Genomic DNA, 16,048 nt, shown 5'->3' with positions numbered 1-16,048 from the left:
GTATTTTAAATGTGTAGAATTAAGTGAAGGAATAACCGATGAGTAAGAAAATATTGTCTTTAAAAACCCGCCGAGCAGGTATTGGGTTGAGTCTTTTGGTTGTCGTAAGTACCAGTGCTTATGCGGCGCAGACACCGGTTGCTCCTCAAGTCGATGCAAAAGCATTTGTTCTGATGGATTATAATAGCGGTAAAATTTTAGCTTCTGGGAATCCAGATGAACGCTTAGACCCCGCAAGTTTAACCAAAATTATGACCAGCTATGTGATTGGTCAGGCAGTAAATGCAGGGAAAATTACCCCACAAGACATGGTCACGGTAGGGGAAGACGCATGGGCGACGGGTAATCCTGTTTTGAAAGGCTCTTCTTTGATGTTTTTGAAGCCAAAAGACCGCGTTTCTGTATTAGATTTAAATAAAGGGATTGTGATCCAGTCAGGAAACGATGCCAGTATCGCGCTTGCTGATTATGTTGCAGGTAGCCAAGACTCATTTGTGAGCTTAATGAATCAATACGTGCAAAAGATTGGTTTGAAAAATACTCACTTTAAAACGGTTCATGGTCTCGATTCTGAAGGGCAATACAGCACGGCACGGGATATGGCATTGTTAACCCAAGCGATGATCCGTGATGTACCGGATGAATACGCACTGCACAAGGAAAAGGAATTTACCTTTAATAAAATTCGTCAACCAAACCGTAATCGTTTGTTATGGAACCAAAATTTAAAGGTGGATGGTGTAAAAACTGGGCACACGAGTGGTGCAGGTCATAATCTAGTCGCCTCTGCAACAGAAGGTGATATGCGTTTAATTTCAGTTGTGTTGGGGGCACCAAGTGACCGAGTGCGTTTTTCTGAAAGCGAAAAATTACTGACATGGGGTTTCCGTTTCTTTGAAACTGTCACGCCAATTAAAGCTGATGCCACACTGAAAAAGCAGCGTGTCTGGTTTGGTGATACTTCAGAAGTTGATTTAGGTGTTGCCGATGATGTTTCTATTACTATTCCTAAAGGGCAATTGCAAAACTTAAAAGTGGATATTCAACTCACCAACGATTCACTTGAAGCGCCTCTTGCTAAGAACCAAACAGTGGGAACGATTAACTTTATTCTTAATGATGAAGTTGTCGAACAGCACCCTTTAGTCGCAAAAAATGCGGTTGAAGAAGCGGGGTTCTTTGGGCGTATTTGGGATTATATCATGAAAACCATTAGTGGCTGGTGGAGTGCCATTTTCGGTTAATAATGATTGAGTGAAAATGATGTGAACAAAAAAATGCCTGTTAATACAGGCATTTTTATAGAGATGATAGATAAACAATACTATTCGCAGTGAGCCAATTTAATCGCTAAGCCGCCTTGAGACGTTTCACGATACTTAGCGTTAATATCTTTACCAGTTTCATACATGGTTTCAATGACTTTATCGAGGCAAACACGTGGGTCACTGACGCGACGTAGTGCCATGCGTGCCGCATTCACGGCTTTAACGGAAGCGATGGCGTTACGTTCAATACAAGGTACTTGAACTTGCCCTCCAACAGGGTCACAGGTGAGACCTAAGTTATGCTCCATGGCAATTTCTGCTGCGATACACACTTGCTCAGGGCTACCGCCCATTAATTCGGCGAGTCCCGCGGCGGCCATCGAACAAGCAACACCCACTTCTCCTTGGCAACCCACTTCGGCACCGGAAATTGACGCATTCATTTTATATAATGCACCAATGACACCGGAAACTAGAAAATAACGGGTATAGGAATTTTCATTCACAGGGCGAATAAATTTATCATAATAAGCTAATACCGCAGGAATGATGCCACATGCACCATTAGTTGGTGCCGTGACAACACGACCACCCGCTGCATTTTCTTCGTTAACGGCAAGCGCATACATATTGATCCAATCTATGACGGCCATTGGGTCCATATTGGTGTTATCCGTTGTCACGAGTTGACGGCGTAATGCGGCTGCTCGGCGTGGTACACGTAATGGTCCGGGTAGTAAACCTTCGGTTGTCACTCCCCGTTCAATACCGGATTTCATGACATCCCATACGGACGAGAGATATTGTTGGATTTCTTCTTTACTACGTAATGCTAATTCATTCTGCATCACGAGTGCGGAAAGTGATAAACCTGTGTCTTTACAATGTTTTTGCAGGTCGGCCGCATATTTAAATGGGTAAGGGACTTGCACTGCATTTTCATCAGACTGGCCAAAGTGCTCTTCATCGACGATAAAACCGCCACCGATAGAATAGTAATTTTTGCTGTAAATAACATCATCACCACTGAATGCCGTAATACTCATTCCATTTTCATGGAGTGGTAGGTTGGTAGTATGAAAATTCATGCCACCTTCAGTAGGGAAATCAACTTCATGTTGCCCGTGTGCAAGGGAGAGCCTTTCAGTTTGCTCTACATTACGCATAAAAGCAGGAATAGCGTCAATATCAATGGTGTCTGGTAAGTTACCTGCAAGGCCCATAATAATCGCCATATCCGTTGCATGGCCTTTACCCGTCAAAGAGAGTGAGCCATAGACGTCTACTGAAATTCGTGTCGTGCGAGTGAGTAATTCTTGCTGGATAAGGTCGTCAACAAACTGTTTGCCTGCTTTCATTGGGCCGACAGTATGGGAGCTTGAAGGGCCGATACCAATTTTGAAGATATCAAATACACTAATCATATTCAGTGCTTCCTTTTGTAGAAAGTCATTGAAATTAGGTAGCTTCCATTACTGGTCGCTACCTAGTGGCTTCAATTAGAAGAATAACTTATATGTTGCCGCAGAGATAGCGACCAGACCCATAATTACGATAAATACATTACTGATTTTACCTGAGTATTTACGCATCGCAGGTACTTTGCTAATTGCATACATTGGCATTAAGAACAGTAAGATAGCGATAACTGGGCCACCGAGGCTTTCAATAATATCCAATACACCCGGGTTTAATGTTGCCACTAGCCAAGTGGTGACTAACATGAAAATTGCAGTACCGCGGTTTAACTTGCGAACATCAATGGTTTTACCTTTTGCACGGTAAGCACGTTCAACTAAGCCATTGAAACCTTCACGAGCACCTAAATAGTGGCCGAGGAAAGATTTAATAATTGCGATAAATGCAATGATTGCAGCAGCATATTTGATGAATGGCTGGTCAAAATAGCCAGACAAGTAGTCAAGGATACTAATATTTTGTGCTTTAGCTTGTGCGAGATCCGCTGAAGATAAGGTAAATACACAGCTGATCACGAAGAACATAACGGTCAGCACCATCAAAATGTGCGCGGAGGCAAGGATCCGTGAGCATTTTTGTTCAGCGGCATCACCGTATTCTTCACGTTTTGCCACAGAGAAAGCAGAAATAATTGGTGAGTGGTTAAATGCGAATACCATCACAGGGATTGTCAGCCAAATGGTGACCCAAATACTTTGCCCACCCGTATTTTTTGTTGCCTCAGTGATACCTTCCCAAGTTAAGGTATTTAGTACATCACCAGACCAATGTGGGATCATATACAGTGAGAATGCAACCAGTACGGCGATAAATGGAAACACTAACATACTCATGACTTTGACGATGTATTTTTCACCAAATGCCACAATCGCCATGACTCCGCCGACAAGAATTAAGGCAAGTAACCAGCGTGGTGGTGCCCCAACGCCCAATAATTCGGTTAAGAATTTATTGACGTTATTGGTGATGGAAACACCATAAACAAGAAGAATAGGGTAAATAGCAAAGAAGTAGAGTAGGGTGATCCAGTTACCTGCTGTGCGACCAAAGTGTTCCTCGACGACTTCAGTAATATCACCGTCAGGTTTTGAACCAGAGAGAACGAAGCGTGTTAACCCACGGTGAGCAAAAAATGTCATTGGGAAGGCTAATACCAGCATCAGTAAAACAGGTAATAAACCACTCATACCTGCGTTGATTGGCAAAAACAGCACCCCAGCACCGATAGCTGTACCATATAAACCCAGCATCCATACTGTGTCAGTTTTGCGCCAAGCATTACTCGTTACTGTTTGCGAGGCTGTTTTGTCGATGGAACCAACTTTTGTTGCATCCATAATAGTCTCCGAAAATATAAGTCAAAAAAATCATTTAGCGTAACGGCAATTGCGTTACGAACTTTTAATCTTTAGGTACGAACAATTACTCAATAACAATTGTTTTCTTTTGCGTAACAATCTGATTGGAAATAAAACTAAAATTTACGGTAAATTGATTTTCAATCAGTTTTGTATTTTTATCATTTAATTTTAACAGTGGATTTTGAGTGTGTGAATTTATATTTTACCAGAATAAAATGCCGTGATCATTATCTCAAAAGAGAAATATCCCCCAAAATTGCGCAAAATAATCATATTTTATAAAATTGTTAAATAAATTTGTGTTAAGTTTATTTTTGTTAGCAATTAAATACTGAGTAAATAAGTTTTGCTTTGCTGAAATATGAGCAGAATAATATTCTGTTAGAAAAATATTATTATATTAATGATCGAAATATAGCTGGCTAAAATATCATCTATATCAATGTGAATATTGAACTGTACTGTAACGGTAGTACGATTTTTTAGGCTGTGTATTTTTGTATTTATATGAAAAACAACGGGATATTTTTTATTTGCTGATTGGTTTATTGCGTGATTAATTAGTTTAAAAACTGGAGAGAATAGAACTATACATTAATTATTTTACGTTTTTCTCAGACCTATATTTGTCACTTTTTTCGCAACGAAAAAAATAATTGAAAAAGGTAACGAAATATTTGTTAATTAATTGTTTTAATAATTTTATTGATAACTTCAAAAAAGTTTTAATGATGAAAGTGAAAATAAACAGAAACTTTGATTTAGCGCAATTTTTATAATGCGAAGAATACTGGCATTAATTAATGCCAGTATTTGAATATACGTTGTTATGGCTGAAACCAGCCTTTACGAATAAGAGGAGCAAAAATAAAGCTATATAGTTGCGTGATAGGTAATTGAATTTTATTCGCACCAAGAGACCAGAGAATTTGAGCTAAGCCGCATGCCACCATTGCAAGTATGAAAGCACCAGCCATATCTAAAGGCCAATGAACACCGAGGTAAATTCGTGACCAGGCAATAACAATGGCAGGGATCATCATTACAAGCCCTACCCAAGTTCTTAGCCAGAAAAGAAATGCGAAAGCGAATGTAAACACAATTGTGCCATGATTACTCGGGAAGGAAGGTGTGGCTTTATGCTCAGAAAAATTGGTGCCAATCCCCATGACAAATGGGCGGTCATGTGGAGCAAAATAACCAATTAACCATGAGATAGTTAAACCAATGACGATAGCAATAGCGGCTTTACAGGCAAAGGCACGTTGGCGAGTCATATTTGGCTGGGCGCCCCAAAACCAACAGGCAACCGTAAAAAGTGGAAATAAGAGGATTAAGCGCTTAGCAATCACGTTCGCTACAGCAATGGTTCCACTTGCGGTCTCGGGTGTGGCATTGATCAAATTGAAAAGATCAAGATTCAGTTGTTCCAGCACAGTTCAGTACCTCGGGCAAATAGTGAGTAAGACAGGGTAGATACATAAAGAGAGGAGGTTAAAGTGTCTTACCTCGCAGGTAAAGTCCCTTTGTCTTATTATTGAAAGCTTTGTGTGACAAATTTACTTGCGGTTTAACTATTACTCAATAATTATTTAGTGCAGTAACAGACATAGAAAAGTAAAAGGAAGAAAAAGTGATGTGGTGGCAAAAAGAGATACAACTTAGCGCAAAAGCAAGAGGATTTCATTTAGTGACAGAAGAAATTTTCAAGCAACTTCCCGAACTTAGCTTAATCAATGTTGGTTTAGCCAATATTTTTATTCAACATACATCGGCATCTTTAACGATAAATGAAAATGCGGATTACACTGTCAGAGAAGACTTCGAAAGTTTTTTTAATCAGGCCGTTCCTGAAAATGAGCCTTATTATAAACATGATTATGAAGGAAGTGATGATATGCCAGCTCACCTAAAAAGCAGTTTATTGGGTGCAAGTTTGACTATTCCGATTACTAAAGGGCGTTTAAACTTGGGGACGTGGCAGGGGATTTATTTATGTGAGCACCGAAATTATGGTGGAAAACGTAGGTTAATCATTACATTACAGGGTGAACTCAGCCGTTAAAAACAAAAAACCCGATAGCAGGAAAACAAAAAGTTGGCTATCGGGCTCCTCAATATGGGGACATCAAAGAAAAGCAGTGGCATTAATTAAGACTCCGTCTAAAAAAGAAAGTTCTCACTTAGATGAAAAAAAGTGCAATATTTTTATTAAATTTGGCTTAAATAGCACAAAAAGAACAAGCAAAGTGTCAGCACCGATAAATAAGTGAACAACTTTGCTTGTTGAGATGAAAAACAGGTATGGCTAACTATTTGTAAAGATTTAAATTTTCTTTTGCGTAAGCTTCAAAATCTGTGTACCCACCAATGTGTTGCTCATCAATGAAAATTTGTGGAACGGTTTCAACAGGTTTGCCGACAGTTTTAGATAAATCTTCTTTAGAAATACCTTCTGCTTGAATATCAACATAGCGGTAGTCAAAATCTTCACGTTCATTTTTCAGTTTTTCAGCGAGTTCTTTTGCACGAACGCAGTATGGGCAGCCAGGACGACCAAAAATAACAGTATACATAGTATCTCCTTTTTATCTTGAACTCAGATTCTAATTACAATGCTCAATACTATGCCTACATAAGTTATGAAATAAAAGTCGAATTTTCCTGTTATACCTATAGGTATGGCATATAATCCTCAGTTTGAGGAAGAGACACAATAATGAGAGGAGAAGAAGAATGAGTAATAAACCTCAGTCTAAAGGGACGATGCGTTCATTGGCGGATATGCCAAAACCCATTATCGTGTTAGAAGGTGTCGGGATCATTCTGCTTATAATTGTGTTGTTGGCATTAAATGACTATATCACTCTGCCGGAGCCTTTAATGCAGTCAGGAGCGATCGTCAGCATTATTATGGTCGGTATTGGTTGTTTGGTGCCTGCAATGATCAATATTGTCTGGCGGGCAATTCATGGCCTGAGTTTTTTGGGGATAGATAATAAACAACCAGAAAAGAAAGCCTCTAAAAAGTCGGACTCTACAGATAATAAACCTGATGAATAAATAGATTAAACGCGGTTTTACTGGTGTTTCGGCCTACAATATGTGAGAATTATTCGTTTTTTCGTTAGGGGGAAGATGTGCCGAAACCCTAACAAATCGATATTGCACGACTATTTTGAGTTGAAGAAGGTTACTGCCCATGGATTCTATTTGTTACCCTGACATCACTAAGTTACGTGAATGGCTAGACCAACTCAAAACCTCTTATTTCGAGTGTGATTCCTGCTCTGCATTACATTTACCCCATATGCAAAATATTGATGGTATTTTTGATGCGAAGCTCGATATTTTAAATAATGTTTTGGTGTTGTCTGCATTAGCTGAGCTCAAACCGACAGCGATTGTGACGTTAGTGGCGAATATCAGCCAAATTAATGCCAGCTCATTAACGGCAAAAGTTTTCCTGGAAATAAATAATGAAAACTTGCCTAAATTGATTGTTAGCCAATCATTTTCATTAGCAGCAGGGATGACGTATCGTCAATTCGGCCATTTTTTACAGCAAGCAGAGGAACAAATTTCTGCCATTGTATTTGAAATCTTTAGCAATAACTTGCTCTATGCGAATCAAGATGATTTCGGTGAAGACGATGACAATTCTGATGAAGACTCAGAGCATTCTCTTGACGACAAACCCTCGATAATACTCCACTAAGTCTTTGTTATGCATTGTGAAAAGTATGCCACTGGGCAATGCCATTCATGCCAATGGCTGACACTAACTCCTGAACAGCAAATTATTGAAAAGCAGAGCCAACTACAGGCTCTTTTACCTACTATTGATACCTCCCTATTTCAGCCTCCAGTTACAGGGCCGCAAACGGCTTTTCGCAATAAAGCTAAAATGGTCGTTAGTGGTAGTGTTGAGAAGCCCATTTTAGGTATTGTTGGGCGAGATGGGCAAGGTGTAGATTTAACGGACTGCCCGTTGTATCCAGATGCCTTTTCTGATGTGTTTAGTGCCATTATTCCTTTTATTGCAAGGGCAGGGCTGACGCCTTATAACATTGAACGCAAACGTGGTGAGTTAAAATACCTATTATTGACTCAAAGTCATCATACTGGGAAATTTATGCTGCGGTTTGTGTTGCGCTCAGAGAAAAAAATTGAGCAGTTAAAAAAGGCACTGCCATGGCTACAAGAACAGTTGCCACTGCTTGCGGTGATCACCGCCAATATTCAACCAGTGCATATGGCAATACTTGAAGGTGAGGATGAGATTTTCTTAACGGAGCAGCGCACACTTCGTGAAGAGTTTAATCAAGTCCCTTTATTTATTCGGCCACAAGGTTTTTTCCAAACGAATCCTATAGTGGCTGCAAAATTATACCAAACCGCGAGGGAATGGGTTAAAGCGTTAGATATCGATAGCTTGTGGGATCTGTTTTGTGGGGTGGGCGGCTTTGGGTTGCACTGTGCTGAAAAAGACACTCGCTTAACAGGGATAGAAATTAGTGCACCAGCGATTGCCAGCGCACAGCAATCCGCGGATGAACTTGGATTAAAGCATGTTGAGTTTAAAGCCCTTGATTCAACGCGTTTTGCCACGGCGAATCAGGATATCCCTCAGCTTATTTTAGTTAATCCGCCACGTCGAGGGATCGGTAAGGAATTATGCGATTACCTTACGTATATGCAGCCTGAATATATTTTGTATTCTAGCTGTAATGCACAAACCATGGCGCAAGATTTACAACTGTTGGCTGGCTATCAAGTCTGTAAAGTCCAGTTATTCGACTTATTTCCTCATACAGCACACTTTGAAGTGCTGACGTTGTTAAAGCGAATCGAACAGTAAAGCCTATTTGAACAGCTTATAGTTCGATATTTTTATGCTCTATTTTCAAAATTTATTCTAGTTATTTTATAAAATATTATAACTTGAATTATTAAGTGATTCCATTGAGATTATTTCAACTGGAAAATCCAGTGTTTTGATTAGAGTTTTATCTGAACTATGATTGGAGAGTAACTCTTCAATATCATCAAAAAAAGATTCTTGAGTTTTATATTTTTTTATCCCTTTATTAGAATCAAAGAATTTATAGATATAATCGGAGTTTTTTGAGTTGCGTTTAATCGAAATAGCCATGCAGTGATTATCATAAATAATTAATGAATAAAAAACATGTTCATTGTTTATTATGCTTTTTATTCTGTCCTTAAGTTCCTGAATGGATGAAAGGTCATTATCGAAAATTAAATTTTCATCGTCATTGATTTTTCGTTCTTTACAGTTTACTAAACCAAAGTTTAATTTTTTAGACGTGTTTTTATACATTTCATTTTTAGCTAAAAATTTAAATGAGATTTTTAAAAAATCTATTATTTCAGTTTCACTTAATTCTATGTCATTTTTTATTTTATGAAGGATATCTATATTTAAATCTGATTTAGGATAGAATTCAATATTTTCTGTTTTTAACAGATTGTAGTATAAATTCACTAGTTTTAAAACTTCATGACTCTCTTTTGAAAATAATATTTTATCATTAATTACATCTTTTCTTTCATTAAGAAAAAACAGTATGTTATATAAGTTGTTGTTTTTTCTGTTGCCAATTATTAAGGGTTTAGTTTCTTCCTTAGTATTTAGGTAGCTTATCTTTTTATCTAGAGAGAGCTTTGGGGATACTGTATCACCAATAATTGAATCTAAATTGTATGAGATGTAATTGAAATTATATGCGCGTGAGCAATTTATTTGAATGTTTAAAATATTAGCTAAATGAGTGTTCAATGTCGATGTATTATAATTGTATTCCTCTGTTTTTGTACTAAGTAACTTAAATTTGTTTGATGCTTTATCTTGATTGCATTTTTTTAATTGTGAAGCTATGGTTTTTATTAATTTATCACCTTGATTCTTGTTTTCATTACAAAGATAAGCAGAGGACAATCCATAACAAAGGCCATTAGTTATATGTGATGTATTCTTTACAAGAGATAGTTTGTTACTTATTATGTTTTTTTTGTCATTTTTAAAATAGGTAATTAACTTATTTTGATTAAAAGGAATGTCAAATTTAATATCAGGCATAGTTACCTCAATTATTGATTTTATTTATGTAATAACCTGAATTATGGCATTTGTAACTTTAATGCTCTTTCAAAAATCAATGAATCTTATTAAAAAAAAGCTTGGCATAATACCAAGCTTTTTTTACTTGTCGGCGAGAAAGAAAGACTAACCTCTGTGCTCAAATTCCAGCGCTTTGCGTTCAATTAAACGCATTAGAACGGTCAAAATTGCATTGACTACTAAATAAATAATTCCCGCAGCAACAAACGCCATCACATTCCAGCTTTGACCAAAGATCAGTTGGCTGTAGCCCATGACATCTAACATTGTAATCGTACTGGCAAGTGAAGTACTTTTGAAAATCAGGACAACTTCATTGGAATAAGACGATAACGAACGCTTAAAGGCATAAGGCAAAATAATACGCATGGTTTGCATTTTGCTCATCCCGAGGGCTTGGCACGATTGCCATTGGCCTGACGGAATAGCTTTAACTGCACCGTGGAATAACAAAGTAGAATACGCTGCACTATTTAGTGCCAATGCTATCATGGCGCATACCCAAGGGGTTGAGATAAACTCCCATAGCATTGGGTAATTCTGCAGTGATTTAAACTGGCTTGGACCATTATAAATTAAGAAGAACTGCACCAATAAAGGCGTACCGGTGAAAAGCGTGATATAGACTTTAACTGCTTGAGAAACCACGGGGGTTTTAAGTGAAAGAATTAAAGTAAATAATATCGCTAAGATAAAAGCTACAATAAGAGCACTAAATGTCAGTGATAAGCTGGTTGGTAGCCCGGGAAGAATATCTAAAATTAAATCCATCATTTTGATTCACCTCGCTCAAAGCGAGTCGTACGCAATTCAATACGTTTTAAAATAACTTGGCTGACTAACGTAATGGCAAGGTAAATCAACCCTACAATGGCGTACCATGTGAAAGGTTCGTGAGTTCTATTGACGATTGTTTTTGTTTGTAGCATTAAATCATTAACACTGATGAGTGAAACTAACGCAGTATCTTTTAATAATACAAGCCATTGGTTACCTAAGCCAGGAAGCGCATGGCGCCACATTTGCGGCATAATGAACCGAAAGAAAATAGTGCGTTTGTTTAAACCTAATGCAAAACCAGCTTCCCACTGACCATAAGGTACTGCTTTTAAAGCCCCTCTTAATGTTTGTGATGCATAAGATGCATACAACAAGGCGAGGGCAATGACACCACAGACAAATGGGGTGTAATCAAATTCACCGCTATCAGCAAAGAAAATGCTGGGGTCAATTTGGATAGTGGTTTGCCAAAAACCGAGGTTTATATCGAACCCATCACCAAACAAATTGATCAGTTGTAATGTACCGAAATAAACAAACAACACGACCAATAATTCAGGCAGACCGCGGATCAAAGTAACCCAGCAAGTCCCTAAAAAGGCAATAGGTTTAAAACGGACGGACTCCCACGCAGTAAATAACATGGCGAGGATCAGCCCCAAAACCAGTGCAGAAACAGCAAGGCCGACGGTGATACCGGCGGCACTTGTTAAAAATAGAAAGTTGCTCATTAATTATATCAATTACTGTTGAAACCATTTTTTGTGGATAGCATCATAAGTGCCGTCTGCTTTAACTTCAGCTAAGGCTTTATTCATTTTATCCAACAGCTCTTTATTTCCTTTACGCACTGCAATGCCTAAACCAATACCGAAATATTGTGGATCAGTCACTTTTTCACCTACAGCGGCTAAGTTTTCGTTACCTTTAGCTTTTAACCACTCGTCAGCAACAGCGGTATCACCGAAGACGGCATCGATACGGCCATTTTGCAGGTCTAAAATAGCAGATTGGTAGTTATCATAAGGAACGGTTGTCATACCTTTATGTTGTTCCATGATATATTTTTGGTGAGTGGTTCCGTTTTGAACACCAATTTTTTTATCTTTTAATTGGTCTACTGAGCTGATTTTTTCTTTCACAGCAATAAACTCTGCTGAGTTAGGGTAGTAAGTCTCAGTGAAATCCACTTGCTGTTGGCGCTCAGGGGTAATATCGATACCTGCCATTAATGCTTCAAAGCGACGGAATTTTAAGCTAGGGATTAAGCTGTCGAAAGATTGGTGAGTAAATGTGCAAGTTGCATTCATTTTTTCACACATGGCATTGGCTAAATCAACGTCAAAGCCAACGATTTGGTTATTCTTATCGAACATTTCAAAAGGTGCGTAAGTCGCTTCTGTTGCAAAACGGATGGTTTCTTTTTCCGCAGCAGTTGCAGATAGGGTTACAGCGCCCAGTAGTGCAGCTAATATAATTTTTTTCATTGCTTAATCCTATATCTATTAATGTGACAGATAATTTGCAAATGCTTCTGTTTGAGGTGCAGTGAAATGGCTTGCACCCCCTTGTTCAACTATATGGCCATTTTCCATATACACTACACGGCTAGCGGTTTTGCGAGCAATTTCCACTTCGTGAGTAACGATGACTTGCGTAATTCCAGTTGCAGAAAGTTCTCGAATAATATCAACAACTTGCGCGGTAATTTCTGGGTCAAGTGCAGCGGTTGGTTCATCAAATAATAAAACTTTTGGTTCCATCATCAATGCTCTAGCAATCGCAACACGCTGTTGTTGCCCACCCGATAAATGTAAGGGGTAGCGATCAGCAAATTGAGACAACCGTAAGCGCCCTAATAACTTAGAGGCTTTTGCTTGCGCTTCTTGCTTGGACAATTTTAACACGCGGCACGGTGCTTCAATTAAGTTGTCCATAACGCTCAAATGAGGCCATAGGTTATATTGTTGAAATACCATTCCCACATTTTGACGCAGCTCACGAATCGCTTTCGCATCTGGAGCAGAAGAAAAGTCAAATTGCTGACCCACAATATTTAAGTGGCCTGAACGTGGCATTTCTAATAAATTGAGGACACGCAACAACGAGCTTTTACCTGCTCCGCTTGGCCCGAGTAATACCATAGTCTCACCAGCAGAACACTCTAGATTGATATCAAAGAGTGCCTGATGGGAACCATAGAAACAGTTGATGTTTTTTAATTGAATGCTCATGTGTACCAATAATATCTTATTTCACTACCTGCGATATTAATCCTACGAGCATATTTATGCAATAATTTATGCATAAAAATTTGGTTTTTACGCTAAATTTATTCTGATTTAACGGTCAGTTGCTCTGCTTGCTGTTGTTTAGCGAGTTGTTTATCCCGCTCATAAGCTAGCTCACTGATGCGTTTTGCCATGCCTTTAAAAATAAATAAATGTGCAGGCATCATGGCAAACCAATAGAGTAGACCGCAAAAGCCAGCAGGGTGCCACCATGCCCGAACATCGATTGAACGGCGGTTTCCGCTATCATGAATAGTAAAAGTTAGGCGGCCAAGTCCTGGCGCTTTCATACCAAATAACAAGCTAAGTTGTTTATTAGGCTCAAGATTAATCACGCGCCAGCCGTCAATCTCATCACCGAGTTGGAGCTGTTCACGATCGGGGCGGCCATATTTCACTTTATTCAACATCATATCATCCATGATGGCGCGGGTTTTCCACAGACCATTGGCATAGAAGTAGCCGTTTTTTCCGCCAATCTGTTGCACTGTATACCAGAGCGATTCTGAACTGGCCGTTGTTCCAAGGGTTGCTCCCGCTTGTTTTGGGTAATAGCCATAACCAGGACGCCAACGTTTTCTGACTTCTGGGTCATAACCCCAATCTGCGTTATCAACGGCATCGGCTTCTTCAGCTAAAGTGGTTCTAACAGCATCATCAAAAGAAATTAAGGTTTGTGGGATCAGTTCTCGTAACGCTTTATCATCTGCCGGGAGGTCGTGCTGCAAGCCTTGGATTAGCTCCTTAGCAATTGACGGTGGCACAGAGGTGATCAAACTGATGAAATGCACAGAGATCATACTGATGGGGATCGGAATGGGAATAAGTAAACGCCGTTTACCACTGACTTTAATAAAGCGTTTAAATAGTTCTTGGTAGCTAATAAACTCAGGGCCACCCGCATCGAAAATTCGGTTTTCGGTTGTTGGTATTTTTGCCAGTTGCGTTAAATAATACAAAATATTCGACAGAGCGATAGGTGACGACTTAGAGCGAACCCAGCGTGGTGGCGTTAAAATCGCTAAGTTGTAGACCATATCGCGCATAATTTCGAATGCGGCAGAACCAGAGCCAACGATAATTGATGAACGAATTTCAGTAACCGGGACTTGGCTTTCACGTAAAATATCACCGGTTAAACGCCGTGCTATTAGGTGTGGTGAATAGGTATGCCCGTGTTGTAATGCGCTGAGATAGATAACATGTTTAACGCTTGAGCCTTCAAGGGCTTGTTGCACATTGCGAGCGGCTGCGCGCTCACGTTCGACTAAATTGGCTTGGTCAGCCATGCTATGAACGAGGAAATAAACAATATCGATGCCTTCCATGACACCTTTTAATGTTTCGGGGTCGTGAAGATCCACATAAATGCATTGGGTATCTTGCCAGCCTTGAGATAGCATCCAATCAACACGGCGAGCACCTGCTGTTACGTCATATCCTTGCTCAATGAGTTTAGGGATCAAATTCTGACCAATATAGCCACTAGCGCCCAACACTAAAACACGTTGTTTATCTGTCATGTTAATTTCCTGTTTCACGCAAATTAACGGCTATTGTGACTGAAATTTTACCTATGTAAAGAAGGCCATAAGAATTGGCGTAATTAGACTAAGTACGAAGCCGTGAACTATGGCGGCAGGGACAATTGAAACTCCACCGCTGCGTTGTAAAACAGGTAATGTAAAATCCATTGATGTTGAACCGCAAATGCCAAGAGCCGTTGAGCGGTAACGGTTGATAATAATAGGAATGAGCATGATGGCAGCAAGTTCCCTTGCTAAGTCATTGAAAAAAGCCGCACTTCCCATGACTGGGCCATATGCATCGGTAAGTACGATGCCTGTTAATGAGTACCAGCCAAAGCCAGAAGCCAGCGCTAGCCCCATTTTCACCGGAAGATCGAGTAAAAATGCAGCTAACGCGCCACCAGCTAACGCACTGATTGCCATGACAAACGCGATGGTGGTACCACGGCGGTTGATTAAAATTTGCTTGATGCTCATGCCACTATTGCGTAGCTGGATACCGACAAGTAATAACAATAGCATTAACGCCAGTTGGCTGCCTTTGTCGGCATAGTGTAGAAAGTCAAAATGCGTCAAGCCAACGGCAAATCCGAGCAGTAGCACACCGCATAGCTGTAAAGATTCGAGAACCATTTTGATTCGTGAAGGTGGCTTTTCTTGTTTATGTTGCGGAATTCTCCATGGATCAAATCTATCGAGCAATAACAGTGAGATTACATTCAATGAAAATATGCAACCAAAAAAGGTAACTGCATAAATTAAAATAGAAAATAAGTGAACGCTTAAGTTTTCAAGCAGTGCGAGGGTAATTCCCATTAAAAATAAAATAACATATACCATTGAATTCAGGGATTGATGAACTCGATGGAGAATACGTTTATTTTTAATAGGAATAAGATAACCGAGTGTTAACGGTAGAAGAATAATTAAGAGTCCTGAATACATGGCCGTTTCCTTAAAGGTTATCCCATCGACTAGGTTAATGTAAACAAAGGGTTATGCTTATCTTTTTTATTTAGGTTATCGAAGCATAAACCTGATTTAGCGCCCTGTGCTAAAAGAACTTATTGTTATAAAATTTTTTTATTGGCTAAAGAAAGAAAAATAGGTCAAAAACACTAAAAATGAAAGTTTTACTATTTTATAACACTGTAATTAGATGCTCAACACAGTTCGCTGTTTTGTTATAAGTATT

The 16,048-nt window shown here is 39.2% G+C and carries 16 protein-coding genes; 5 read left to right on the top strand and 11 right to left on the bottom strand.

Annotated elements, in window-relative coordinates:
* Nucleotides 1-38: 38 nt before the first annotated feature.
* Nucleotides 39-1,244 carry a serine hydrolase gene (locus tag P3L37_RS13525; RefSeq protein WP_109911008.1) on the top strand — a complete coding sequence of 402 codons (1,206 nt, stop codon included), beginning with the start codon at nucleotides 39-41 and terminating at the stop codon, nucleotides 1,242-1,244.
* Between the two features lie 80 nt (nucleotides 1,245-1,324).
* On the opposite strand, the gene P3L37_RS13520 is transcribed toward P3L37_RS13525, so the two are convergent.
* From P3L37_RS13520 to ybjG, 3 genes are all read right to left on the bottom strand, one after another.
* Nucleotides 1,325-2,692: an L-serine ammonia-lyase gene (locus tag P3L37_RS13520; protein WP_109911009.1), complete on the bottom strand. Its 1,368-nt coding sequence runs from the start codon at nucleotides 2,690-2,692 to the stop codon at nucleotides 1,325-1,327.
* 75 nt (nucleotides 2,693-2,767) lie between these two features.
* Nucleotides 2,768-4,084 (bottom strand): serine/threonine transporter, encoded by a 1,317-nt coding sequence (locus tag P3L37_RS13515; RefSeq protein ID WP_004909352.1) that lies wholly within the window; start codon nucleotides 4,082-4,084, stop codon nucleotides 2,768-2,770.
* Between the two features lie 851 nt (nucleotides 4,085-4,935).
* The gene (ybjG, locus tag P3L37_RS13510; RefSeq protein WP_109911010.1) at nucleotides 4,936-5,544 is read right to left on the bottom strand and encodes an undecaprenyl-diphosphate phosphatase; all 609 of its coding nucleotides are present in this window, start codon (nucleotides 5,542-5,544) and stop codon (nucleotides 4,936-4,938) included.
* Between the two features lie 200 nt (nucleotides 5,545-5,744).
* On the opposite strand from ybjG, the gene P3L37_RS13505 reads away from it, so the two are divergent.
* On the top strand, nucleotides 5,745-6,173 hold the full coding sequence (locus P3L37_RS13505; RefSeq protein WP_004909357.1) for a secondary thiamine-phosphate synthase enzyme YjbQ: 429 nt from the start codon (nucleotides 5,745-5,747) through the stop codon (nucleotides 6,171-6,173).
* A gap of 247 nt (nucleotides 6,174-6,420) precedes the next feature.
* Here P3L37_RS13505 and P3L37_RS13500 read toward each other — a convergent pair whose 3' ends face one another.
* Nucleotides 6,421-6,684, bottom strand: a complete 264-nt coding sequence (locus P3L37_RS13500) for a GrxA family glutaredoxin (RefSeq protein ID WP_004909359.1) — start codon at nucleotides 6,682-6,684, stop codon at nucleotides 6,421-6,423.
* Nucleotides 6,685-6,844: 160 nt separating this feature from the next.
* On the opposite strand from P3L37_RS13500, the gene P3L37_RS13495 reads away from it, so the two are divergent.
* The 3 genes from P3L37_RS13495 (at nucleotide 6,845) to rlmC (ending at nucleotide 8,969) form a co-directional block, all read left to right on the top strand.
* Nucleotides 6,845-7,171: a YbjC family protein gene (locus tag P3L37_RS13495; protein WP_109911012.1), complete on the top strand. Its 327-nt coding sequence runs from the start codon at nucleotides 6,845-6,847 to the stop codon at nucleotides 7,169-7,171.
* A gap of 139 nt (nucleotides 7,172-7,310) precedes the next feature.
* Complete coding sequence (locus P3L37_RS13490; protein ID WP_109911013.1) at nucleotides 7,311-7,826, top strand: YbjN domain-containing protein; 516 nt, start codon at nucleotides 7,311-7,313, stop codon at nucleotides 7,824-7,826.
* 9 nt (nucleotides 7,827-7,835) lie between these two features.
* Nucleotides 7,836-8,969, top strand: coding sequence for a 23S rRNA (uracil(747)-C(5))-methyltransferase RlmC (gene rlmC, locus P3L37_RS13485; RefSeq protein ID WP_110731812.1), 1,134 nt, complete (start codon nucleotides 7,836-7,838; stop codon nucleotides 8,967-8,969).
* Between the two features lie 66 nt (nucleotides 8,970-9,035).
* Here the strand turns inward: rlmC and P3L37_RS13480 are convergent, their stop codons facing one another.
* The 7 genes from P3L37_RS13480 to P3L37_RS13450 form a co-directional block, all read right to left on the bottom strand.
* A complete protein-coding gene (locus P3L37_RS13480) occupies nucleotides 9,036-10,211 on the bottom strand; it encodes a hypothetical protein (RefSeq protein ID WP_110731813.1) in 1,176 nt (391 codons plus the stop codon).
* A 147-nt stretch (nucleotides 10,212-10,358) separates the two neighbouring features.
* Nucleotides 10,359-11,027, bottom strand: coding sequence for an arginine ABC transporter permease ArtM (gene artM / locus P3L37_RS13475; RefSeq protein WP_004909376.1), 669 nt, complete (start codon nucleotides 11,025-11,027; stop codon nucleotides 10,359-10,361).
* Nucleotides 11,024-11,764 (bottom strand): arginine ABC transporter permease ArtQ, encoded by a 741-nt coding sequence (gene artQ, locus P3L37_RS13470; RefSeq protein WP_004909379.1) that lies wholly within the window; start codon nucleotides 11,762-11,764, stop codon nucleotides 11,024-11,026. Before artQ ends, artM begins: the two co-directional genes overlap by 4 nt.
* A 12-nt stretch (nucleotides 11,765-11,776) precedes the next feature.
* Nucleotides 11,777-12,520, bottom strand: coding sequence for an arginine ABC transporter substrate-binding protein (gene artJ / locus P3L37_RS13465; protein ID WP_004256405.1), 744 nt, complete (start codon nucleotides 12,518-12,520; stop codon nucleotides 11,777-11,779).
* An 18-nt stretch (nucleotides 12,521-12,538) separates the two neighbouring features.
* Nucleotides 12,539-13,267: an arginine ABC transporter ATP-binding protein ArtP gene (gene artP, locus P3L37_RS13460; protein WP_109911017.1), complete on the bottom strand. Its 729-nt coding sequence runs from the start codon at nucleotides 13,265-13,267 to the stop codon at nucleotides 12,539-12,541.
* A 98-nt stretch (nucleotides 13,268-13,365) separates the two neighbouring features.
* Complete coding sequence (locus P3L37_RS13455; RefSeq protein WP_004909389.1) at nucleotides 13,366-14,847, bottom strand: DUF2867 domain-containing protein; 1,482 nt, start codon at nucleotides 14,845-14,847, stop codon at nucleotides 13,366-13,368.
* Between the two features lie 51 nt (nucleotides 14,848-14,898).
* Nucleotides 14,899-15,798 (bottom strand): lysine exporter LysO family protein, encoded by a 900-nt coding sequence (locus P3L37_RS13450; protein WP_004909390.1) that lies wholly within the window; start codon nucleotides 15,796-15,798, stop codon nucleotides 14,899-14,901.
* Nucleotides 15,799-16,048: the final 250 nt, after the last annotated feature.

The sequence above is a fragment of the Providencia sp. PROV114 genome (assembly GCF_032704305.1).
GTDB lineage: Bacteria > Pseudomonadota > Gammaproteobacteria > Enterobacterales > Enterobacteriaceae > Providencia > Providencia rettgeri.
Note: the sequence above shows the minus strand (reverse complement) of the source record. Positions and strands in the feature narration are given on the sequence as shown.